General features: G+C 56.7%; 16 protein-coding genes. 10 read left to right on the top strand and 6 right to left on the bottom strand.

The genetic code is table 11. The annotated features are described in order from the left end of the window. The first annotated feature begins 70 nt into the window (after positions 1-70). Positions 71-712, top strand: coding sequence for a transposase (locus tag E1J53_RS02215; protein WP_134270349.1), 642 nt, complete (start codon positions 71-73; stop codon positions 710-712). Between the two features lie 219 nt (positions 713-931). Here the strand turns inward: E1J53_RS02215 and mutS are convergent, their stop codons facing one another. Next, entirely contained in the window at positions 932-3,619 is a 2,688-nt protein-coding gene (mutS, locus tag E1J53_RS02220; protein WP_134270350.1) for a DNA mismatch repair protein MutS, read from the bottom strand. Between the two features lie 325 nt (positions 3,620-3,944). On the opposite strand from mutS, the gene E1J53_RS02225 reads away from it, so the two are divergent. The 3 genes from E1J53_RS02225 (at position 3,945) to E1J53_RS02235 (ending at position 8,663) form a co-directional block, all read left to right on the top strand. Beyond that, positions 3,945-5,924 carry a S8 family serine peptidase gene (locus E1J53_RS02225; RefSeq protein ID WP_134270351.1) on the top strand — a complete coding sequence of 660 codons (1,980 nt, stop codon included), beginning with the start codon at positions 3,945-3,947 and terminating at the stop codon, positions 5,922-5,924. Positions 5,925-5,988: 64 nt separating this feature from the next. Then, positions 5,989-6,318 (top strand): hypothetical protein, encoded by a 330-nt coding sequence (locus tag E1J53_RS02230; protein ID WP_134270352.1) that lies wholly within the window; start codon positions 5,989-5,991, stop codon positions 6,316-6,318. Between the two features lie 500 nt (positions 6,319-6,818). Then, entirely contained in the window at positions 6,819-8,663 is a 1,845-nt protein-coding gene (locus E1J53_RS02235) for a M61 family metallopeptidase (RefSeq protein WP_253929769.1), read from the top strand. A gap of 230 nt (positions 8,664-8,893) precedes the next feature. Here E1J53_RS02235 and E1J53_RS02240 read toward each other — a convergent pair whose 3' ends face one another. Together E1J53_RS02240 and E1J53_RS02245 are read right to left on the bottom strand one after the other, a co-directional pair. Next, positions 8,894-9,526 carry an NAD(P)-dependent oxidoreductase gene (locus tag E1J53_RS02240; RefSeq protein ID WP_134270353.1) on the bottom strand — a complete coding sequence of 211 codons (633 nt, stop codon included), beginning with the start codon at positions 9,524-9,526 and terminating at the stop codon, positions 8,894-8,896. Between the two features lie 2 nt (positions 9,527-9,528). After that, positions 9,529-9,894, bottom strand: coding sequence for a DoxX family protein (locus E1J53_RS02245; protein WP_134270354.1), 366 nt, complete (start codon positions 9,892-9,894; stop codon positions 9,529-9,531). A 105-nt stretch (positions 9,895-9,999) separates the two neighbouring features. Here E1J53_RS02245 and E1J53_RS02250 point away from each other — a divergent pair, with 105 nt between their 5' ends. The 3 genes from E1J53_RS02250 to E1J53_RS02260 all read left to right on the top strand — a co-directional run bounded on the left by E1J53_RS02250 (position 10,000) and on the right by E1J53_RS02260 (position 11,644). Beyond that, entirely contained in the window at positions 10,000-10,425 is a 426-nt protein-coding gene (locus E1J53_RS02250) for a helix-turn-helix domain-containing protein (RefSeq protein WP_134270355.1), read from the top strand. Positions 10,426-10,636: 211 nt separating this feature from the next. Beyond that, positions 10,637-11,116 carry an SMI1/KNR4 family protein gene (locus E1J53_RS02255; protein ID WP_134270356.1) on the top strand — a complete coding sequence of 160 codons (480 nt, stop codon included), beginning with the start codon at positions 10,637-10,639 and terminating at the stop codon, positions 11,114-11,116. A gap of 162 nt (positions 11,117-11,278) precedes the next feature. Beyond that, positions 11,279-11,644: an iron chaperone gene (locus tag E1J53_RS02260; protein WP_173021333.1), complete on the top strand. Its 366-nt coding sequence runs from the start codon at positions 11,279-11,281 to the stop codon at positions 11,642-11,644. Positions 11,645-11,704: 60 nt separating this feature from the next. Here the strand turns inward: E1J53_RS02260 and E1J53_RS02265 are convergent, their stop codons facing one another. Beyond that, on the bottom strand, positions 11,705-14,128 hold the full coding sequence (locus tag E1J53_RS02265) for a prolyl oligopeptidase family serine peptidase (RefSeq protein WP_134270358.1): 2,424 nt from the start codon (positions 14,126-14,128) through the stop codon (positions 11,705-11,707). Positions 14,129-15,021: 893 nt separating this feature from the next. Between E1J53_RS02265 and E1J53_RS02270 the strand changes: the two genes are divergently transcribed. The 3 genes from E1J53_RS02270 to E1J53_RS02280 are packed head-to-tail and all read left to right on the top strand — an operon-like array spanning position 15,022 to position 18,649. After that, entirely contained in the window at positions 15,022-16,977 is a 1,956-nt protein-coding gene (locus tag E1J53_RS02270) for a glycoside hydrolase family 3 N-terminal domain-containing protein (RefSeq protein WP_134270359.1), read from the top strand. A gap of 31 nt (positions 16,978-17,008) precedes the next feature. Further along, positions 17,009-17,743: a hypothetical protein gene (locus tag E1J53_RS02275; RefSeq protein WP_134270360.1), complete on the top strand. Its 735-nt coding sequence runs from the start codon at positions 17,009-17,011 to the stop codon at positions 17,741-17,743. Between the two features lie 60 nt (positions 17,744-17,803). Further along, on the top strand, positions 17,804-18,649 hold the full coding sequence (locus E1J53_RS02280) for a phytanoyl-CoA dioxygenase family protein (RefSeq protein WP_134270361.1): 846 nt from the start codon (positions 17,804-17,806) through the stop codon (positions 18,647-18,649). Positions 18,650-18,669: 20 nt separating this feature from the next. Here the strand turns inward: E1J53_RS02280 and E1J53_RS02285 are convergent, their stop codons facing one another. Beyond that, complete coding sequence (locus E1J53_RS02285) at positions 18,670-20,313, bottom strand: PcfJ domain-containing protein (protein WP_134270362.1); 1,644 nt, start codon at positions 20,311-20,313, stop codon at positions 18,670-18,672. Between the two features lie 79 nt (positions 20,314-20,392). After that, positions 20,393-21,073: a DUF2459 domain-containing protein gene (locus E1J53_RS02290; protein WP_134270363.1), complete on the bottom strand. Its 681-nt coding sequence runs from the start codon at positions 21,071-21,073 to the stop codon at positions 20,393-20,395. Between the last annotated feature and the right edge of the window lie 432 nt (positions 21,074-21,505).

Genomic DNA, 21,505 nt, shown 5'->3' on the forward strand with positions numbered 1-21,505 from the left:
GTTATACAGATCTTGTCTGAAAATACCGTAGCTTGGAAAGCCTTTTGTTTTTTTTACCCTATTAATTGTTATGGCCTTCACCGAAAAGCAAAACCGGCTTCCACACCGTGATTTGGGGGAAGATTATGTTCATCTCGTGTACCGAACCTTTGACTCCTTACCCCAGCGGGTGGCGGAAGAATTTTGGCGAAAACATCAAATTGAGCTGCTAACGATACGGCAATCCCCTACACTTGCACCCGAGTCAATAATGTGTTTTGAACAAAGAGCCACTGAGCGTGCCCAGAAAAAATTTCATCGCCTATCGGCTAAATTCCGGAAAGGAAAGGGACTGCTTCACCGTATAGAGTGTAAGCGGGTGGTTATTGATTCTTGGAAGTTTCTCGCCGACAAAGGAGACCTTGAATTGATTGCGGTATGCGTGATGAATAATCACGTGCATGTCTTGATTGGGGGCGGAACAAATCTGGTTGATCTACCAGAGCTCATGCACCGACACAAAACGTTCACCGCAGTAAAGTGCAATAAACTGCTCGGCCGCAAAGGTAAATTCTGGGCGTACGACTTTTTTGATCGTGATCTGAGGCCAGGAACCTTTCATCAAGTGCTGAGCTATATTTTAAACAATCCCGTAGCGGCTCGTTCAGTACAACACTGGACAGAATATCCGGGGGTTTACTTGACGGAGGAATTGGTTGGAAAATATACGTAGGGTTATTGCCCGGCTTGCGGAGCAAGCCTCTTCCGGGGTGGGGAATTGGGATTAGGTCTGCTCCGCAGGCCGGTCGGTTGAGAACGAAAAATGACCCTTGATATGAAGCAGTTCTCTCCCGCTAAACGCCCGGCTTGCGGAGCAAGCCTTTTCCGGGGGGTGCTGGAGAGAGATTGATTATGCGGGCGGGTTGTTAGCAAGCCTCTTCCGGAGGCGCTTCTACTCCTCCAGCAATTGCTTGAGCTCATTCAGCTTCATCATGCATTCGATGGGCGTCATGTTGTTGATGCTGATTTCTTCGAGGGCCGCCTTGAGTTTTCCGGCGGTGGGGTCGACGGTTTCGAAGATGGAAAGTTGCATTGCTTCGGTGGACAGCGAGGCGGTGGCGGCGGTTTGGGCCTGGGGAGCATGGCCGTTCCCGGAAACTTCGGCACCTGCGCTTGCGCCCTGCTGATCACCGTCGGCAGTAATGTGCTGTTGCTCCAATTGGGCGAGGATGTCCGTGGCCCGGGCAACAATGCTGCGGGGCATTCCGGCCATCTGGGCGACGTGGATACCGAAACTGTGCTGACTTCCGCCGGGCACCAGTTTGCGCAGGAAAATGATGCGGTTGCCGTGCTCCTTGATGGCTACGGAATAGTTCTTGATGCGTTCCAGTCGGCCGGCCAGCTCGTTGAGCTCGTGGTAGTGGGTGGCGAAAAGCGTTTTGGGCCGCGTCTGCCCGTTGCTGTGTAGGTATTCGGCAATGGCCCAGGCGATGCTGATGCCGTCGAAAGTACTGGTTCCCCGGCCGATTTCATCGAGCAGGATGAGGCTGCGGTCGGTGATGTTGTTCATGATCGAGGCCGTCTCGTTCATCTCCACCATGAAGGTGGATTCTCCGCTGGAAATGTTGTCGCTGGCCCCCACGCGGGTGAAGACGCGATCGATGAGGCCGAGACGGGCCTGCTGGGCGGGCACGAAGCTCCCCATCTGCGCCATGAGGGCGATGAGGGCCGTCTGGCGGAGGAGCGCCGATTTACCCGACATGTTCGGCCCAGTGATCATGATGATCTGCTGTTCCTCCGGATCGAGGCGAACGTCGTTGGGGATGTACTGCTCCCCGACCGCCAACTGTTGTTCGATGACGGGGTGGCGGCCCTGGGTGATGTCGATGTCCTGGCTCTCGTCCAGCTCCGGCATCACGTAACGGTGCTGGTTCGCCACCTTGGCGAAGGACAGCAGGCAGTCGAGCTGCCCGATCAGGGCGGCGTTGTGCTGGATGGGCGCAATGAACTGCTGCAACCAGACCACCAGTTCCTCGTAAAGCTCTTCCTCCCGCTGCAGGATTTTGTCTTCCGCGTTGAGGATCTTATTCTCCAGCTCCTTGAGTTCTTCGGTGATGTAGCGTTCGGCGTTGGTGAGCGTCTGCTTGCGGGTCCACTCTTCAGGAACGTCGTTCTTGTACTTATTGGTGACCTCCAAATAGTACCCGAACACGTTGTTGAAGCCGATCTTCAAACTACTGATGCCGGTGCGCTCCACCTCCCGCTGCTGAATTGCGGCCAAGCGCCCCTTGCCGTTGCGGGTGATGTCCCGCAGTTCATCCAGCGCTGGATCGAATCCGTCGGCAATCACGCCCCCCTTATTGAGGTTGACGGCCGGAGACTCCTGCACCTGGCGGTCGATTTCGGCGCATACCTCGGGCAGGTCATCCAGCTTACCGGCAATGTGGGCCAGGACTTCGTTTTTCGCGTCGGCGATCAGCGCCTTAATGGGGCCGATGGCGCAAAGGGCATCGCGCAGCGCCCGGATTTCCCGGGGATTGATTTTACCGAGGGGAACCTTGCTGATGAGGCGTTCCAGGTCGCCGATCTGCTTCAGGCAGCCGTCCAGATCCTGCAGCAGGACGGGGGAGCCAACGAAGGTATTGACCACGGCGTGCCGTGACCGGATGGCCTTGAGGTCAATGAGCGGCAAGACGACCCACTTGCGGAGCAAGCGTCCACCCATGGGCGTGACCGTGTGGTCGAGCACCCGCACCAACGGTACGCCGTTGTCGTGCGGACTGTGCAGCAGCTCCAGGTTGCGAATCGTGAAGCGGTCCAGCCAGACGTAGCGGTCGTTGGCCAGTCGGCTGATGCGCGTAATGTGCTGCAGGTTCTTGTTTTCGGTGGTCTCCAGGTAGTGTAAGATGGACCCCGCGGCCAGTTGGGCGAGCTGCATTTCCTCCACCCCGAATCCCTTCAGGCTGGTGGCGTTGAACTGCCGAAGGAGCTTTTCCTGGGTGTAGTCTTCAGTGAAGATCCATTCGTCGAGCGGACTGAGGTAAAACCGATCTCCGAAACGTTCCAGAAAAGTTTTTTTGCGGTCCTTGCTGAGCAGCACTTCCTTGGGGGTGAAGCTTTGGAGAAGTTTATCCACGTAATCGCCCGAGCCTTCGGCGACGAGAAATTCTCCCGTGCTGATGTCGAGCAGGGACAATCCAAAGACGTCCTTTTTGCCCCCGGACCAGGCCACCGAGGCCAGGAAGTTGTTGCTCTTGTGGTCCAGCAGTTTATCGTCTACGGCCAGGCCGGGGGTGACGATTTCCGTGACGCCCCGCCGGACAATCTTCTTCTCCTTACTGGGTTTTTCCAGCTGCTCGCAGATGGCTACCCGGTAGCCGGCCTTGACGAGGCGGGGCAGGTACATGTCCAGACTGTGGTAGGGGAAGCCCGCCAGTTCCACGTCGCTGCCGCCGTTGTTGCGGCTGGTCAGGATGATCCCCAGTACCTGGGCGGCCTTGACGGCATCCTCGCCGAAGGTCTCGTAAAAGTCGCCCACCCGGAACAGCAGCAAACTTTCCGGGTGCTTGGCCTTCACCTGGTTGTATTGCTGCATCAGCGGAGTGACCTTCTTGGAGCGCTTCTTGGATGTCTTTGCCATGACTGGCGAAGATAGAAAACCAGGAGGATTTAGGACTGAGGATTAAGGATAAAGGCGGGGGCTGAGGAGAAGGAAGACAGGAAGAAGGAAGACAGAAGTAGCGTTCATCGGATGTCTCCGGAGCGAAGCGGAGGGTCATCCGATGCATCGCGGGGTCGTTTGGGAAAAGCCAGATGGCTACGGGGATCAATTTTTTGAGAGAAATGGGGTAAGTTCAGAAGAAAGCTAAGGAAAAGGAAGGGCCATCCAATGCATCGCGGGGGAAGGAGTAAGAGAGCGGATAAATCTGGCGATACCTTCCGCCATTCTTTCCTATCTTCCCAGCATGAAGGAGATTAAAGTACAATCGGAGTCCGGAGACCTTGCCCTGAGAAAATCCAGTAAGCTGGTGGGGTTGCGGAAAAACCGGGAGGAAAAGGAGGTGGATGCCGTGGAAACGAACGTCATCCCCGACCTGGGAGGATTCCAGGTGGTTTCTTTACGTCAGGATAAAAACATCGACGACGCCCTGGATGAGGTGCGCCGGGATGATTCTGTCGACGTCGGCACCCACGTGTACTTTGTGGACGGGGATAACCGTCCGGTGGTGCCCACCGGCATCATCTACTGCCATTTGGCCGAAGGGGTCGGGAAGGAAGAAAGTCAGGTAATTTTTGACACCTTTGCCCTCGAAGTACTCGAGCAGCGGGAAGACGGCACCTGCGTGCTGCAGGTAACTCCCAAGAGTCCGAACCCCCTAAAGGTAGCCGTGGCGCTCCAGAAGCTCAGCATGGTGGAGAAAGCCATTCCGGACCTGGACGTTCCCCTGGACCAGTATTTCGTCGAACCCCGCGACGGCCTACTCTCCCACCAGTGGCACCTACAGAATAACGGTAGGGTAGCGGACGTACCCAACTTCCCGCTGAAGCCCGGGGCGGACGCCAAGGTGCGTGCCGCCTGGCGGCGCCTGGGTAACCTCGGCAGCTCCTCCATCACCGTGGCCGTCATCGACAACGGCTTTGACCTGAACCACCCCGATTTACGGGGTAAGGTGGTCGCACCCCTGAGCATCTCCAGCGGTAGCGCCCAACTCCCGACGGGCTCGGCGGTGGGCAACCACGCCACCCCCTGTGCGAGCGTGGCCATCGGCGCGGCCAACGGCAGCGGCCTGGTGGGCGCCGCCCCCCTATCACGGCTGATGCCCCTGCACGGACTGACCTACTCCAAGTGGCTCACCGAACGGATGTTCAGCCACTGCATCCGCAACGGGGCCGACGTTATCTCCTGTTCCTGGGGCACCATCGACCCCCGTTTCCGTCCGGGGAACGAACATATCCAGTCCGTACGGCGGGCCATCACCAGCGGACGAAACGGCAAGGGTTCCGTGGTGGTCTTTGCGGCCGGTAACGAGGGCCGGGAGTACATTAATTATTACGCCACCATTCCCGGCGTGATTGCCGTGGGGGCCAGCACCAGCAACGATACCCACGCCAGCTACAGCAACCGGGGCACCGGCCTGAGCGTGGTGGCCCCCAGCGACGGCGGCTGGCCGATTCTGGCCGCCCGCGCCAGCTGGGACGGCGGCAACCCCGGGATGCCGGCCAATAAACGGTATTACGTCGACGGCATCGACCGTGGGCCCTTCTACAAGCACTTCGGGGGCACCAGCTCCGCTACGCCCCTGGTGGCGGGAATCTGCGCGCTGATGCTGTCGGCCAATCCCAACCTGACCAGCGCCCAGGTGAAAAGCATCCTGGAGTCCACGGCCGATAAGATCGGCAACCGTTGGGATTACGACGCCCGGGGATATTCCACCAAGTATGGCTTTGGCCGGGTGAACGCCGAACGGGCCGTGGCCGAGGCCCAGCGACTGGCGGGCGTCGGAACGACTCCGCCCCCGATCACCACGCCAACCACGCCTCCCGCAGGAGGGACGACCACGCCACCGATTACCACTCCGCCGCCAACCCCCACACCGCCGCCGGTCACGACGCCAACTACCCCCACCACGCCACCGCCGGTTTCCGCGCCCGTGTCCGGCAACGATCTGATCCGGATTTCGGTCAGCGGACAATCCCGCAGCGGATTCGGCCTGCAGGTGGCCGTGAATAAGGAATTTGAGAACGTGCTGAAAAAAGTACAGGAACTGGAAGCTAAATTCCGCCTGCCGGTGCTGATTCACATCAGTGAGGTCAACGGGGCCACGGCCTTCAAGATCATCGTGGGGCCGTTCGCTACGCGGAGTGCCGCCGAAAGCGCCAAAAGTCGCCTGATCGCCGGGGGAATCCGCCAGCCGTGGCTGCGCTCCCTCAGTTCGGTGGTATAAATTTGGCGATGGTTGTAACGGAAAAAGACGACTCAGCATAAAGAACCAAAACAACCCCTTATTCATGTACAAGTTCTTGTATCCCGTTTTGCTCTTTGCCGCCATTTTCGTAGCCGCCTGTGGCGACGACGATGATCCGGTTACCCCCAACAACTGTACCAGCGCGGCCTTTAGTACGGCCCTAAGCGACGCGGTGATGGCCCTCAGTGATGCGGCCGTTGCCTACGGAAATGATCCCACCCAGGCCAATTGTGACGCCTGGCGTCAGGAGGCCAATGATTACCTGGACGCCGTCGAGGGCTTCGAAACCTGTGCTGCGGTGACCAGCACCCAGGAATACCAGGATGCGCTGGCGCAAGCTCGCCAGGAAGTCAATAATTTTTCCTGCAATTAATGATTCTACTCCTTCGGATAATTGCGTCCGGGGGCTGAAGGATGGATGACCTAGGCGGTTCAGTTCGTAAAAAGAGACTATTGTTCCGGATGCCGAGACCTCCGAGCAGCAATCCGGGCCTCCGACCCAGTAAAGACTGCTCGGAGGACCGGCAATGATACCTTAGACTAGAGCGCTCCTCGGAGCCGTCGAGTGCAACGATTTGCTCCGAGGTGTCGCGAAAGTCGGTGACGCACCCAATTTTCGCGTGGCTCGTCGGGATCGCCGAATTGAAACAATTGCGACGGCGCGCGGGTGCCGTGCGGTGGGTGAAGCCATGATCTATGATCTTGGCTCCGCTGGGCATCTTGGCACCTGCGCCCCGTCGCATAATATTTCCGCCACTCCAAAATGAAGGAAAAACCGGGTCGGTAGTGCGCCCAATCCGGGAAATCCCGCCGGGACTGCCTTGGGGGTAAGCGGTTTATGCCGTAATTAGCGGACAATAAACAACTAATACGATGCTCCGAGCTTTGATGGGCCGCAGTTTGGCCCTTTGCCTTGCCCTTCTGTTATCTTCCTCCCTCGCCGCCCAGTTGGAATGGGTCGCCGATCACCCCGCCACCATTAAGTACCACCTGGACCTGCAGAACGTGCAGCAACACGAGCTGCGCATCACGATCGACTTTCCGGCCGTGGGGCCGGGGGTGTTCTACGTATCCATGCCGCAGTCGAGCCCGGGGCGTTATGCGGTCCATAACTTCGCCAAGAACGTCTACGACCTTGAAGCCCGGGACGCGCAGGGCGATCCCATTGCCGTCCACCGCGACGGCATCACCCGCTGGGCCATTGCCGGCCACGGGGGGGCGGTGCAACTGTCCTACACCCTGTTCGCCAACGGCGGTGACGGCACCTACTCGGGCATCGACGACCGCAAGCTTCACCTCAACATGCCCGCCAGCTTCATTTACGGAGAGGGGCTCAACGACCGCCCGGTCACCCTGGAGCTGGCCAACGGCCAGCGCCCCGACTGGACGGTCGCTACCCAACTGGTCGCCCTGGGCGGCCGGAAGTTCGCCGCGCCGGACTACTACTATTTCTACGATTCCCCGACCATCGCCGGCGACATCATGCGCGACGAATGGGCGGTGAAAAACCCGGACGGCAAAACCCAGATCATCGAGGTGGCCATGATGCACGAGGGCACCCGGGAGCAGTTCGACGACTACGTCGCATGGACGAAGGACATCGTCGCCACCCAGCAAAAGGTATTCGGGGAACTGCCCAATTTCGACTTTGGTCGCTACGTCTTCCTGTGCGCCTATAACCCCTGGATCGGCGGCGACGGTATGGAGCACCGCAACTCCACCATCTGTTCGGCGCCCGTCGGACTGGAAGAATACGCCGACCGCCTGATCGGCACCGTCAGCCACGAATTTTTCCACTGCTGGAACGTTGAGCGCATCCGCCCCGCCAGCCTGGAGCCCTTCCACTTCGACCACGCCAACCAGAGTGGGGAGCTCTGGTTCGCCGAAGGCTTTACGAGTTACTACGATGATTTGAGCCTGGTTCGGGCCGGCATCCTCAGTCAGGAGGACTACGCCTCCGGCCTGACCGGGCAGCTGAACTACGTGCTGCTCCGTCCCGGCCGGGAGCACCGCAATCCGATCGAAATGAGCCAGGAGGCTCCCTTCTTGGATGCCGCCACCGCCAACGACCCCGACAACTACGGCAACACCTTCGTGAGTTACTACTCCTACGGCGCCACCATGGCCCTCGCCCTGGACCTCACCCTCCGCGAGCGCGGCCACACCCTAGATGAGGTGATGCGCCTGATCTGGCGGCGCTACGGTATTACGGAAATCCCCTACCACATCCGCGACCTCCAACTCGCCCTGGGCGATGTCGTCGAGGATCAGGACTGGGCCGCCGAGTGGTTTGACCGCCACGTATACGGCAGTGAGTTACCCGACTTCGGCGCCCTCCTGGACAACTACGGCATCAGCGTCCGGCAGAACGATGCGGACACCCCCGGTTTCGCCGGTCTGCGGCTGCGGGAGGACGATGGCGTGGTGAAGGTCCGTGGATCGGTGGCCGAAAACAATCCCCTCTACGCCGCCGGCGTAGACGCCGGCAGTACTATCCTGACGCTCAACGGCGTGGCCATCACCAGCGTGGAGCAATTCAACGAAGTTGCCGATGGCCTCACTCTCGGCCAATCTTACTCCATTACCTTCCGGCAGCTCGGCCGCGAGCGCAGCGGCACCTTCACGGCGACCACCGACCCGGCCTTTTCCGTCAGCATGGACGAGGAGGTGAAGAAGAAGGTGGTGAAATTGCGGAATGGTTGGTTGGGGGAGCAGTAGGGGCTGAATTATAGCGCAATAGCTCCCTGTTTCTGTTGCGTTGTTAGCGGGAAAACACCGGTAACAACGTCAACTTTTCACGCTTTTCTGTCGTGAGAGGCCCCGTTTTTGGCTATTTTGGAGTGCCCTGATTGCGTAGTTAGGACTTTAGCCTACATATACTGGTGTATGTGCAATGCGGATGCAACTATGTTGTGTGCCATCAAGAAAAAACGAAATCCGAAAATAGATTAAGCTCCCTCAATCATAACTGCTCTACGGTCAAATGAAGTATCATTTAGGCAATGCACGAAAAACTTAGCGACATCAGAACGAGAAATGAATTTGGGAAAGAAAACGGTTGGCTTTTCAATAATTCGATATTTTCCTTTTCCTTGTTTATTGGTAAGTCCAGCGGGGCGGATAGCAACAAAAGGAACATCCTTTGCTTCAAGCACTCTCTTTTCGGCTTTTTCAAAATCTGCAAAGCCCTCTTTTCCTCCAATTTGTTGAAGAAGAAACTTGACGAACCAAGACGACCCACCGATACCAATACTTGAAATCATTAAGCAACGTGGTGTATTAGGTTGGTCAGATGCAGCCAACATTATATTCTCATAGGCTTTATCCATTATATAGATTTTTTTCTTTGGTGGATTGCCTAAACAACTGACTACAATATCAACTCCTGATACAGCCTTTTCTACATCATCATAATTAGTCGCATCTCCTTTAAATACTTCAATATTGACATTATCTGAAAGATAATATTTTTCAGGGGTTCTTACAAAAGCTCTGATTCTATAACCTGCATCCAAAGCTTGCTTAACAAAATGACTGCCCAAATTGCCATTTGCACCAAATACTAAAACTGTTTTACTCATTGTTATATACTTTGTCTTATGAAATAAAAAGCAGCAACAAGTACAAGAACTACAATAGGTCCAACCATTGCAGCAAACGGTTCACTTGCTTTATATTGTAGGATTAGCTCAACAACTTTAAGGACAAAAAGAACCAAACAAGCCCAAGGCACAAGTTTGTCATTGAAACCTCCTTTGCTAAAAAGACTGAAAAGAATAACACCAGCCGCACCCACTTCTAAACCTCCGAATGCACTCATAAAAGGTTTGGCGATACCCAATTTATTCATCCAATCCAGAGCCATTTTCCCTCCAAGTTGTTTTCCAATTCCTGCTGCCATTTCAAAGGCAACTAATCCAAGACTTACTATCCAAAATAATATTTTCATTTTTTACTGTTTAAAATTAACGATGACGCAAAACTATGAAACAAATACTATACATTCTATAGTGCTATACCAAAGTATAGTGTATCTTTGCAAAAACGGATAGCAATGGATAGGGCATTAAAAGATAAAATTGAAGAGTTTAAGAGTTACAGAATAGACAAACCTCCTTTAGAAATAATCGAACATTATCGAAAGGAATTACAAGCTATTCAAGATACAATGGAGATTGTGCAAGGAAGGTGGAAAATGCCGATAATTGCATTACTCTGTAATGGAGAGTTTAGATATTCTGAATTGGAGAAAGGGATACCGAAAATTACTCCAAGAATGTTATCAAAAGAATTGAAAGATTTAGAGATAAATGAATTGGTAAAAAGAAAAGTGTACGACACCATTCCAGTAAAAGTAACTTATAAACTTACGGATTATGGATATACACTCGTACCTTTAATAATAGAATTGACAAAATGGGGAAAGCAACATCGAGAATATTTAATGAAAGAAAAAAGACGAGAGCACAACAAAGGCTAAAACGGCAATAGGCTCGATTCCTCGCCTACTGCGTTTAGCCGAACCGTTGGAGAGAAAGTCTCCGCTGCGCTCCGCCCTTCCGCTGACACCATGCCTACGGCAAATTCCAAAATTTTTTTTCGAGCTTCGCTCGATACAATTTCCGTAATTTCAAAACTGCGCCGAGCACCTTATCGTTGAAAAATGAAGTAGTCAGGCCCAAACATCTAGCATGATTGATACTAAACTTCTAGCCGCAATTGAAAACTTTTTCAATCACCCGCAACAGATAAAATTCGAAGGGGAGAAAGAAGATGAAAACGGTTTCGGTTCGCTGCCTAATGAATTAAAGGCTGCGCTTCCACCGTGGTACGTTGAATTTTTGACTACGTTTCCCATCAATGGATTGATCATAGATTTTGAGGTTAATCCAGACGACGAAAGAAGTATTGAGTTTGTCGGCTTCGAAGGGGTGCAAGACGAATTTTATGACCTGTATCCAGGATGCGCTATCGGGCAGTTAGGATACATATGCATAGGTGAGGACCCCACGGGAAGTGGCGACCCATACTTTATAAATATTCATGAAGGGGAGAATCCGCCCGTATATCAGATTTATCACGACGTGAGTGATGTTGGTGAAGAAATAATTCAGGGAGGAAGGGATAAGGTAGCTGGTCAGCTATCTGAATTGTTTGTGGTCGGGCAATGAAAATGGATGGGGTCTAATTGCCAAACATGTTTGGCGCAAGCCCGTAAATAATCAGCATTCTAAACAATAGAAGATGCTGCAAAAGGGGGGAGGTTACAATATGGCGGGCCGAACGATAGAAAGCCGGTATTTTCCTGAATGGAAGAACCTAATCGAATACAGATGAAACCATCAACCGTAGAAGAATACATGAACCAACTGCCCGAAGTCGCACAAGCCAAGGCGGAGGAACTACGGGCAATCTTAAAGAAGATTGCGCCCGAAGCAGATGAAGTGTTGAAGTGGGGCAAACCTGCCTTTGAAATGAAGACCATTTTGTTTGCCTACGCCGCACATAAAAATCACCTGACTTTTCTGCCAACGGGTCCCGCCATGAAGCCTTTTGAGGAGGAAATTGCCGGGTATGCTGTGAATAAAGACTCCATTAGATTTCAATATGCAGACCCTCTGCCGGTGATACTCATCGAGAAAATAGCGAAGTTCAGGGTAGAGGATGTATTGGAACGAGACGCAAAATGGAAATACTGACGAAAAAAGCCCCCGCACCAAACCATGATGCGGGGGCTTTTTCATTTCAATCAGCAGTTGCTACCGCACCTGCTTCCGATTCTTCACGTACTTCTCCAGCCACTGGTCCTGCTCCCAGAGCAGGTGGAGGATGCTTTCCTTGGCCCGGTAGCCGTGGCTCTCTTTGGGGAGCATGACGAGCCGGACGGTGGCGCCCAGTCCCTTGAGGGCGTTGAAGTAGCGCTCACTCTGGAGGGGGTAGGTGCCGGAGTTGTTGTCGGCCTGCCCGTGGGTGAGCAGGAGCGGGGTCTTCATTTTGTCGGCGTGCATGAAGGGGGACATGGTGTAGTAGACCTCCGGGGCCTCCCAGTAGCTGCGCTGCTCGCTCTGGAAGCCGAAGGGCGTCAGGGTGCGGTTGTAGGCGCCCGAGCGGGCGATGCCCGCCGCGAAGAGGTCGGAGTGCGACAGCAGGTTGGCCACCATGAAGGCCCCGTAGCTGTGTCCACCCACGGCCACGCGATCCCGGTCGATGTAGCCGAGGGCATCCACGGCGTCAATGGCGGCCTTGGCGTTGGCGACCAGCTGCCGCCGGAAGGAATCGTTGGGCTCTTCGTCACCCTCCCCGACGATGGGAAAGGCCGCACCGGACAGTACCACGTAGCCCCGGGTCACCCAGTATACGGGGCTTCCCCAGGATGGGCGCGTGAACTCGTTCGGGTTGGCCGTGGTCTGAGAGGCGCTGGCCTTGTCCTTGTATTCCCGGGGGTAGGCCCAGAGGATCATGGGCATCTTTTCCTTTTTCTCCATGTCATAGCCAACGGGGAGGTACAGGGTCCCGGACAACTCCAGCCCATCGTCGCGCTTGTAGGTGATGACTTCCTTGTGGACGTCGGCCAGGGCTTTGTAGGGATTGGCGAAGTTGGTGACCTGGGTCAGTTCGCCGTCCTTATTCAGCTCGCGGAAGTAGTAGTTGGGGTAATCCGTGCTGGACTCAATCCGGACCATCAGCCGACCGGTTGCCGGGTCATAATCATTGAGGTTTTCCAGCTTGTCGGTGTAGGTGGAGCGGTAGAGTTCCTTATTATCCCCCGTTTTCAGGTTGTACTGGTGGAGGAAGGGGAATTGTCCCTCTTCGCTGTAGCCGGCACCGATCAGGAAGGTGTTGCCTTCCTGCATGGCCAGCACCGAGCGACCGAACTGGTTACGCTTGGTGACGAAGTTGCCGGGATCACTGTAGCGATCCTGGTAGTTACGATCGGCGATGATTTTGGCGCCCTTGCCGGGATTGCCGGGCGCAAAGACGTAGGTCTTGGCGTTACGGGTGGGCCACCAGCGATCGTAAGCGATCGCCGTATTGTCGTCGCCCCAGAGGACGTAGGACATCCGGTTGACCGTTTTCATCAGGCTGCGGGGCGTGCCGTTGTAGGGGGCTTCCAGTTCGAAAAGTTCGTCCCGGTATTCGGCCTCCCGGTTCTGGTCGCCGCCGTCGAGGGCCTGCACGAAGGTCAGGGTGGCGGGGCGGTCAGCCCGCCAGCTGAGGTCGCGCCGGCCGGTCCGGGTGGACATGAAGCCCGTGGGCAGGTCCTCGATGAGCGGCACCTTGGATACGTTCTGTACCAGCTTGCCGTCGGCGGCGTAAATGTTGGTGATGGAGGGGAAGCGAGAGTAGGGGACGAGGTAAGAGAAGGGGCGTTCCACCGTAGAGACCATGACGTAGTTGCCGTCCGGACTGAAGGAAACGCTGCGGTACATGGCCGTCGGGAGCCACTGTTCGGTGCTGCCGTCGAGCTTCACCTTGACGAGGGTAGACTTGGCCAGCTGCTCGAAATTGTGCTCGTCGTTGGGGTTTTTGAGCAAATCCTGGTAGGTCCGGTTCTGGGCCTTTTTGCCGTCGGCCACCGAGATCGTGGGCCCCTCGGGCACCGCCTCAGCGACGTTGATGAGGGGCTGCCGGTCTTCGGGAAGCATCTTGACGAGGATGGCACTGCCATCCTGGAACCAGTTGATCACGTCACGCAGGTTGGCGTTGATGGTGGGGCCGGTGAGGCGGCGGACGTTGGCGTTGGCCACGTCCAGTACCCACACTTCCACCCCTTCACTGGTGGTGTTGGTGACGGCGACCATGGACTGGTCCGGCGACCAGGTCGGGTTCGCCAGGCGGGCGTTCTTCGGCAGACCCTGTACGCTGCGGGCCGTGCCGCCGCTTACGGGCTTCACCTTGATGTCCTTAAAGTAGGTGGTGCGGCTGCCGATGTTGGTTTTCGGGTCAATGCGGAGTCCGCCGAGGCGCATTTCCGTTTCGGAGAGTTCGGCGATGGTCTTGTAGGCATCCCGGTAGAGGAGGAGCATGAATTCCTTGTCTTCGTCCATCAGCACGGAGGGTGCCAGGGGGACGTCGACGAGTTCCATGATTTCTTTCGGAGGCTGTTGGTAATCAAGCTTTACCTGAGCCAGGCTGAGGCCGGAGACTGCCAGAAGCAGTACCAGCAAGAAGGTAGTACGCATGGTATGGTTTTATGGGTTACGGAGACCGGTAGACCGGTCCGGAAAATGGTTCCGTAAGAAAAGAAATTTGCGCGAGACTTCCCGTACCCGCCGCGAACGCCCGGAGTTTCCCGGGGATTACTGACCGGCGGCTGACGAAAAGGGGGTGGTGGTGAGTATTTTCCCTCTCCCCAAAGCCCTCTCCGGCCGCTCGTGCCTCGCAGGAGAGGGGCTTGACGGTTGGCTTTTTCTGAAAAGGTAGGAGAGACCCATCAACATTTCTTTTGGAGAGATAATAAATGACTTAGGCATCTGGTGTTTCCTTTCCCCGAAAGGAAACCCAATCGGTTCTGGGGTACCCAGATACTTCCCAGAACAGCTTGAGTAAACTGATCGTGTACAATCTCAACCACTATGCTGGTGTGGTCGCCTTTCGGGGAAAGACGACTCCAGATAGCCAAACGCAGTAGACCCTAAAATCTTCGATTTTTCAGATACTTTGCGAAGGCCAGAACAGCTCCGGCGTGACCTCGAAGTGTGTAGCGCTGAACCGGAGGTTCGTGTCGTTACTCCTTTGAGAGTCACCTTGGAGGCAACACCTATACTTGATTTAGTTGCTGGTTTCTTGGTGATTAGTGACTCGTAAGTGACGAGGGGAGGAGAAACAGGATTTAGGCCCGAGGATGTGGACTTTAGGAGCTTGTCCGAGGGCGTGACACATCGGATGAGCTCCGCTGCGCTCCGACGCATCCGATGAGCACTTTGCCCTAAATCCTTAATCCTCGATCCTGAAAATCTGGCACCTGCGGTCCCTCGCCCCAATAAGGCATAGCAACGACCAGGAAAAATGGTCAACCCTTCGTGAAGTGGTGTAGTTCGTGTTGTAGATTTAGGACCCATCTGACCTACCGCATATGAAAATCCTGAAGTGGCTGCTGCTCGGTATCCTTGGCCTTTTTCTGCTGGCGCTCCTGGCCGTCGGCATCGTACAGTGGCAGATGCATGCTGCCGCCAACAAACGACTGGCGACGCTGGGGGAGGAAGCGCCCCGGCTCACCCAGGACGGCATCAGCTTTCGCGACCTGAACAAGAACGGCACCCTGGACGATTACGAAAACCCCACGCTTGATCCGGACGCACGGGTGCAGGATTTGCTGGGCAGAATGACGCTGGAAGAGAAGGCGGGCACCATGTTCATCACCATGGTGGGCATGACCAGTGAGGGGGAGCCCCAGGACGCCATGGAGTTCAGTGGCGATCCCTTCGGCCTCATCCTGCCGCTGATGATGGGGACGAGTGCGGAGATGCTGGTGGACAGGCACATGAACAGCTTCAACATCGTCAACGGCTTTGATGCCGAGGTGCTGGCCCGCCACAATAACCTGCTCCAAAAGCGGGCGGAACGCACCCGGCTGGGTATTCCGGTGACCATCGCCTCCGACCCCCGCCACGTCGGGGCCTTTAATCCCGGAGCGGTGATTTCGACCTCCTCCTTTTCGCAGTGGCCCGGGCCCCTCGGACTGGCCGCCCTGCGCGATTCTGCGCTGGTGCAGGAATTTGGCGACATCGCCCGCCAGGAGTACCTGGCCACGGGCATTCGCCTGGCCCTGCACCCCATGGCCGACCTGGCCACGGAACCCCGCTGGGCCCGCGCCAACGGCACCTTCGGCGAGGACGCGGGCCTCTCGGCTAAACTGACCGCCGCCTACGTGCGCGGGTTCCAGGGAGACTCCCTGCACCGGCAGAGTGTGGCCTGCATGACCAAGCACTTCAGTGGGGGTGGTCCGCAAAAGGACGGGGAAGACGCCCACTTCGGTTACGGCGCCGAGCAGGTGTATCCGGGCGACAATTTTGCCTATCACCTCCTGCCCTTCAGCGAGGGCGCCCTGCCCGCCAGAACGGCGCAGATCATGCCCTACTACGGCATTCCGGTGGGGCAGACGGACGAAGACGTGGCCTTCGGTTTCAACAAGGCCGTCATTACCCGCTTGCTGCGCGACTCGCTGGGCTTCGACGGGGTAGTGTGTACCGACTGGAACATCATCACCGACGGGGCCCTCGGCAAGGGCCGCGCCTGGGGCGTGGAGGGTTTGAGTGAAAAGGAAAGGGTGCAGAAATCGCTGGAGGCCGGCTGCGATCAGTTTGGCGGGGAGGCCTGTCCGCAGTACGTTGTAGAACTGGTCCGGGAAGGCGCCGTGCGGGAAGACCGCATTGACGTCTCGGTGGCGCGCATCCTGCGGGATAAATTCATCCTCGGACTGTTTGACGACCCCTACGTGGAGGAGTCCGCCGCCACCGCGGTGGCGGGGAAGGAAGCCTTCCGGCAAGCGGGGATGGACGCCCAGGAGCGCTCCATGGTGCTGCTGAAGAATGACGATCTGCTGCCGCTGGCGGAGGGGACGAAGCTCTTCGTGGTCGGTGCCCAGGAAACGGAGGCCTACGCAGCCTTCGGGGAGGTGGTGGACGAGCCGGCGGCGGCGGACGTGGTCGTCTACCGCGTCAACACGCCCTACGATCCCCGTAGTGATGAATTTCTGGAGTCTTTCTTCCACCAGGGCAGACTGCACTTCAGTGAGGAGGAACTGAATACCATCCTGCCGGTGTTGAACCAAAAACCGGCCGTGGTAATTGCCAATCTGGAACGCGCGGCCATCCTCACGGAGCTGGACGCCGCGGCGACCGCCCTGCTGGCGGAATTCGGTAGCTCGGACCGTGCCGTGGCCCGGGTGCTCTTCGGGGCCGCCCGGCCCGAGGGGAAACTTCCCATCGAGCTTCCACGGACAAAGGAAGCGGTGGAAAACCAGGCCGAAGACCTGCCGTACGATTCCGAAAATCCGCTCTATCCTTTCGGAGCCGGAATAAGTTATTGATTTTTGGTGTTCCCATAAACCCCTATCCGTAATGTCCAAAAGAAAAAGCCCGTTCTCCATCAAGGGGTGGAAAGACTATCTGTTACAGGTGTCCCTAATCCTATTGTCCCTGTTCATTGCCGTAGGGGTGGACCGTTGTAATCAATCCCTGAAGGATGAGGATCGGCGGGTAGCCTACTTGGAAGCCATTGAGGTGGATTTGCTCGAAGAGATGCAGTCCAATAAGCTCAACCTCATCGATTGCGAAAAGGACGTTAAAGACATCTTTACCGCCCTCCGCCTGTTGCGGGAAGATAGTCCTGCGGCGCGCATCCAATTCGGGGAGACCATGGGTAACGTGTTTGTCCGGGGGGTGTTCCGCTCCTTTTCGCCCACTACCTGGGACATCATCGCGCAATCCGGTGATGCACTGTTGATTGAAGACCTCGAGCTTCGCTCTTTGCTGGCGGCCAATTCCGTCTTTCGCAATGATTACGTCCGGGCGGATTTGCTCCGTCACGACGCCAAGACCCTGGAAGTCGCCGAGTCTCTCGGCCCTTACCTGGATCTGGCCTGCCTGCGGAGCCTGGTGCAAGATGGTCAACGAGATTGCATCACGGATTTCGCGGGCTTAAAAGAAGTTGCTTCGGTGAAACTGGCGATCTATCTGCGGCAGGCAGAGTCACGCGCTTTTCACCTTGATCGTGCCATTAAACTGAATGAGATTACCCTGAAACGCCTTCGGGAGATTCGGGGAGATTCACCGGCCGCAGTAAGTGAAGAATAAGGGGGCGTTTCGTCTTGGGTGTAGATCCGGCCGCTCCGGACGCCACCAACCTACCTTGCCATGCGTGAAATATCCAACCCATCCTCCGGCGCCCATCGGCGACGGGGGGACCACTACCAACTCACCGATGAAGAGATCGCGGCCTACCGCCGCGACGGCTACCTGATCCTGCACGGAGTACTGACGGAGGAAGAAATGGCCTTCCTGGATGGCTGGTTTGACCACTTCGTTGCGGGGAAAGAACCCAATATGGGCCGGGACTTTTGCGACATGAGCCAGGACTACGGCACGCCCTTCGAAGAATGGCAGCTCGTCAACGCCATGCTGCCCAGCACCTACCGGCCGGAGCTGGCCAATAACGTTTACCATCGCATCAGTCAGTCCATCGCCGATCAACTCTACCCCGAAGGAAAGGCGGCCATGGACTACGAGCAGTTCCTGGCCAAGCGCCCCCGCCAGGAACGGGCCGAGTTTGCGATGCACCAGGACCTGGGGTACTGGCCGAAAACGGAAAATACCTGGACGGCCACCTTCTCGCTGGCCCTCAGCGATTCCGCCCTGGAAAACGGCTGCCTCCAGGTGGTCCCCGGCACCAACCGGGAGCCGGCCCTGCGCAGCCACCGCCCCAAGGGGGCGGCCTCCGGGGAAACCTCCCGCGACGATTCACACACCCTGGTCATCGACATGAAGCCCACCGACGAAATCGTCTACCTCCCCGTGAAGCGGGGGGATATAACCGTGCACGACGAACGAATCGTCCACGGTTCCGGCGGGAATACCTCCCCGGTGTGGCGCAAGACCTACGTGGCCGCCTACCGCGACGTGAATACCATCGCCCAGGAGCGGGCCATGGGCTTCACCCACTCGCACAATGATCAGGTGGACTGGGACGAAATTGTCCACTGATCCCGGTCCATTTGGAGGCATCAGTAGAGTAACCCGATGTTCAGCTTCGCCTGCCTGGCCCAGCCTTCCACGATGTCCATCTCCTCCCGGGAGGCGGCGCGGTTCATCCGGCCGCGCACCTGTACGATAGAGCGGGGCTCCGGGATAACCTGAATGGTCAGGATGCTGTACCAGGTACCATTCTGCCGCAGTTCCCGTAGTGACCAAATGGAGCACTGGCCGCGTTTGCAGCCCATGGCGTAGGTGCTCACGCAGTGGCTCAACACGCGGGATTCCGCCCGGAGCTGGGTTTCCGTGGTCAGCTCGACGATCTTGCGGGCGCGAATGGCATCGTAGCGACCAAATTTTTCCGACCACTCGGGCGCGTCGGACAGGGCTGGCCAGTGATCCCGTTGCAAAGACGCCTCCCAGGCGGCCCGGGCGGCGGCCTGCCGGTCCAGCAGCTCCTGCCGCCGTTGCTCAATGCGGTCATACCAGTCGTGGGCGTCGCGGAGCAGGCTGTTCTGGGTACGCCCGTCCAGTGGGTACTGCGGCTGATCGCGGAAAATATGGTACAGGTAGCCCAGCAGCCGGTCCCCTTCCTCCGTTTCCCAGTCGAGGTCCCGGAAGGTAACCAGTTTCTGGATCAGGGGGTCCATCATTTCACGCCAGGCGGCCGTGGCCGCAGCGTCTTCCGGGCGGGTGAAATAACGGGGGAGAACCTTACCCAACTGGGGCCTTCCCCCCAGGGAAAGTACCAGGCAGTAGGTATAAAGATCACCCTCTTCGGTGTCCAGGTTGTGGGCCAGATTATTGAATGCCTTGGCCATGGCCTTGCTGTAGGTCGGGTGTCGCGGCAGTTTGCGCAGGCTGTTGCCCCGGGCCAGCCAACGAAACTCCTCGCTGTGGTAATCAAAGGCCTTTCGTCCGCGCTGGTAGGGAATTCCGTTATTCCACCAGAGGATGCCCGGAATGAAACGGATGATGTTCTCAATGGCGGTGTGGTAGAGTTCGTCTTCCACCGGCAGATGGGGGAAATGATGGTCTCGGTGCTGAAAGAAAAACTTCACCCAGTCCGCCACCCGATGATAACATTGAGGCAGGTGCTCGTCGGGGAATTTTTCTTGATAAAGGGGCAGAATATCGCGCAGGAATTCTGCCAGCAGATCATTCTGCCGGTAGAGCAATTCATCGTGGAAGAAAATGTCCAGCAGGAACCGAAAAGCCAGGTGGTTGAGTTCTTCGGAGAACGCCGGTCCGTGCTTCCCCTGAAATTCAATCCAGGAAGCGTGGGCACTAAGGGGCGCGGAGCGCAGGATGCCGAGGTGGTCGGGGGTGGCCAGGTAGGTCGGTAGTTCCTTCAGCTCCCGGAGTACTTCCGGTTCGGCTCCCCGGGCGTCCAGATAAATCAGGGAAGCCAGCAGGGGCGGCCGCTGATCCTCCGGCGATAACCAGCCCTCCAGGTGAGGAAGGAGCAGGCTGGCATAGTCCGCTTCCTGGCTCAGGTTTTGCCGCAGCAAACGACCAAAGGGAGGCAGGTCCGCCTCCAGCCGGCGGTAAATGATCAGCAGGTCCTGGGTGGTGGCCTCCGCTACGGGTAGGTTTGGAAACCGGCGGTGGACCGCTTCCAGTTCCCGGGTGAAGCACTGGGCTTCTTGCGCATCGGTGTAGTCGGGGGTAGCCATAGACAGGAAAGTACGGCGAATAAATGTACGCTGCTCCCCGGAAAGTTCCTGCCGGCGTTATCTTCCTCCGAACTGCGGGTCAGGCCAGGCGCAGTTGCCTGGTCAGGCGGCGTTGCCGCCGCCGGTAGTGAAGTTTGATCGCCTGGTCGTATGGCGTCCAGTGGGCCGTGGCGCAGCCGATGGCTTTCAGGCCCCCGTTGGTCCAGCTGTTACAGGTTTTGAAGAGGCTGTAGGCTCCCCGGGCTTCGTAGAAGAAGTCCCGCTCGTCGAAGCCGACCCCGGGGAGGTGACGGAAAGCGCCGCCCCCCGTCCGGGTAAAGGACGCCAAGGTGTAGGTCAGGAGTTCCTGAAACTGGGTTTCCGTAAGCTCCAGGGGCAGCCAATTAGCGTCCGCCGCCTGATGGTTGCGCAGATGCATCACGGTCGGGCTGGGCATCAGCATGGCCCGAAAGGCAATCTTCGCCGTGAGGTCGTCCCAGGTCGGGATGTCGAGGTAAAAGCTACGTTCTCCCCAGCCGATGCCGAGGTAGGCCCCCGTCGGACGGAATTCCGCGGCCAGGTCTGCCGGCAAATCATTAACGGAGAATACGAATTCGCAGTGCAGTCCGTTGCCGTCCAGATAGACCCGTCGGGTGTTCGGACCTCCGGAAGCCTTTTCCCTTCCCGGAATCAGGGAGATCAGGGCACCGATGATGGCGTACAGCAGAACGGCTACGGCGGGCACCACGAGCAGGGTGCCGAAAAGCATCAATCTTTTCATGGCGCAAAGGTATTCTGCCCGGTTTTTTAGGGAATATCTTCTGCGTTAAGTTTTTGGCGGTTTTCCGAAGGGTTAGGAAGGTTTTTCTGAAAGGTCTCATCAGCGATTCTATAAGCATCGCGTTTGTTCAGTAGGGCGCAAGGTAGCGGCAGAAAATTTGTCAGGTAGCGCAAAGTTGTAACTTCTTTAGCGGTATGAAGTTACAACCCTCTTACCCTGAATGTTTTTCCTTAATAAATTGCCTTTTTGTATTAGGTGGTTTTGTGATATGGCAGTCTACTATCACTGAATTTGGACAAAGACAGACACTCTTTCCGCTATGTGAGTTTGGTACTTTTGCCGGCCAAAAGTACCGCAAAAGCCCCCCGTCTAAATTGCCGGCTTAACGGGCTCACGGCGCTTTTGATGCCTACGAAATTGAAACTCACCGCA

It is taken from the genome of Lewinella sp. W8 (genome assembly GCF_004375085.3).
Taxonomy (GTDB): Bacteria; Bacteroidota; Bacteroidia; order Chitinophagales; family Saprospiraceae; genus Neolewinella.

Bases quoted from the DNA above. Each gene is read 5' to 3' on its own strand.
- E1J53_RS02215 (WP_134270349.1), top strand. From the start codon at position 71: ATGGCCTTCACCGAAAAGCAAAACCGGCTTCCACACCGTGATTTGGGG.
- E1J53_RS02245 (WP_134270354.1), bottom strand. From the start codon at position 9,894: ATGAAAATATTATTTTGGATAGTAAGTCTTGGATTAGTTGCCTTTGAA.
- E1J53_RS02255 (WP_134270356.1), top strand. From the start codon at position 10,637: ATGATTGATACTAAACTTCTAGCCGCAATTGAAAACTTTTTCAATCAC.
- E1J53_RS02275 (WP_134270360.1), top strand. From the start codon at position 17,009: ATGTCCAAAAGAAAAAGCCCGTTCTCCATCAAGGGGTGGAAAGACTAT.
- E1J53_RS02260 (WP_173021333.1), top strand. From the start codon at position 11,279: ATGAAACCATCAACCGTAGAAGAATACATGAACCAACTGCCCGAAGTC.
- E1J53_RS02270 (WP_134270359.1), top strand. From the start codon at position 15,022: ATGAAAATCCTGAAGTGGCTGCTGCTCGGTATCCTTGGCCTTTTTCTG.
- E1J53_RS02235 (WP_253929769.1), top strand. From the start codon at position 6,819: ATGCTCCGAGCTTTGATGGGCCGCAGTTTGGCCCTTTGCCTTGCCCTT.
- E1J53_RS02225 (WP_134270351.1), top strand. From the start codon at position 3,945: ATGAAGGAGATTAAAGTACAATCGGAGTCCGGAGACCTTGCCCTGAGA.
- E1J53_RS02250 (WP_134270355.1), top strand. From the start codon at position 10,000: ATGGATAGGGCATTAAAAGATAAAATTGAAGAGTTTAAGAGTTACAGA.
- E1J53_RS02265 (WP_134270358.1), bottom strand. From the start codon at position 14,128: ATGCGTACTACCTTCTTGCTGGTACTGCTTCTGGCAGTCTCCGGCCTC.
- E1J53_RS02240 (WP_134270353.1), bottom strand. From the start codon at position 9,526: ATGAGTAAAACAGTTTTAGTATTTGGTGCAAATGGCAATTTGGGCAGT.
- mutS (WP_134270350.1), bottom strand. From the start codon at position 3,619: ATGGCAAAGACATCCAAGAAGCGCTCCAAGAAGGTCACTCCGCTGATG.
- E1J53_RS02285 (WP_134270362.1), bottom strand. From the start codon at position 20,313: ATGGCTACCCCCGACTACACCGATGCGCAAGAAGCCCAGTGCTTCACC.
- E1J53_RS02280 (WP_134270361.1), top strand. From the start codon at position 17,804: ATGCGTGAAATATCCAACCCATCCTCCGGCGCCCATCGGCGACGGGGG.
- E1J53_RS02230 (WP_134270352.1), top strand. From the start codon at position 5,989: ATGTACAAGTTCTTGTATCCCGTTTTGCTCTTTGCCGCCATTTTCGTA.
- E1J53_RS02290 (WP_134270363.1), bottom strand. From the start codon at position 21,073: ATGAAAAGATTGATGCTTTTCGGCACCCTGCTCGTGGTGCCCGCCGTA.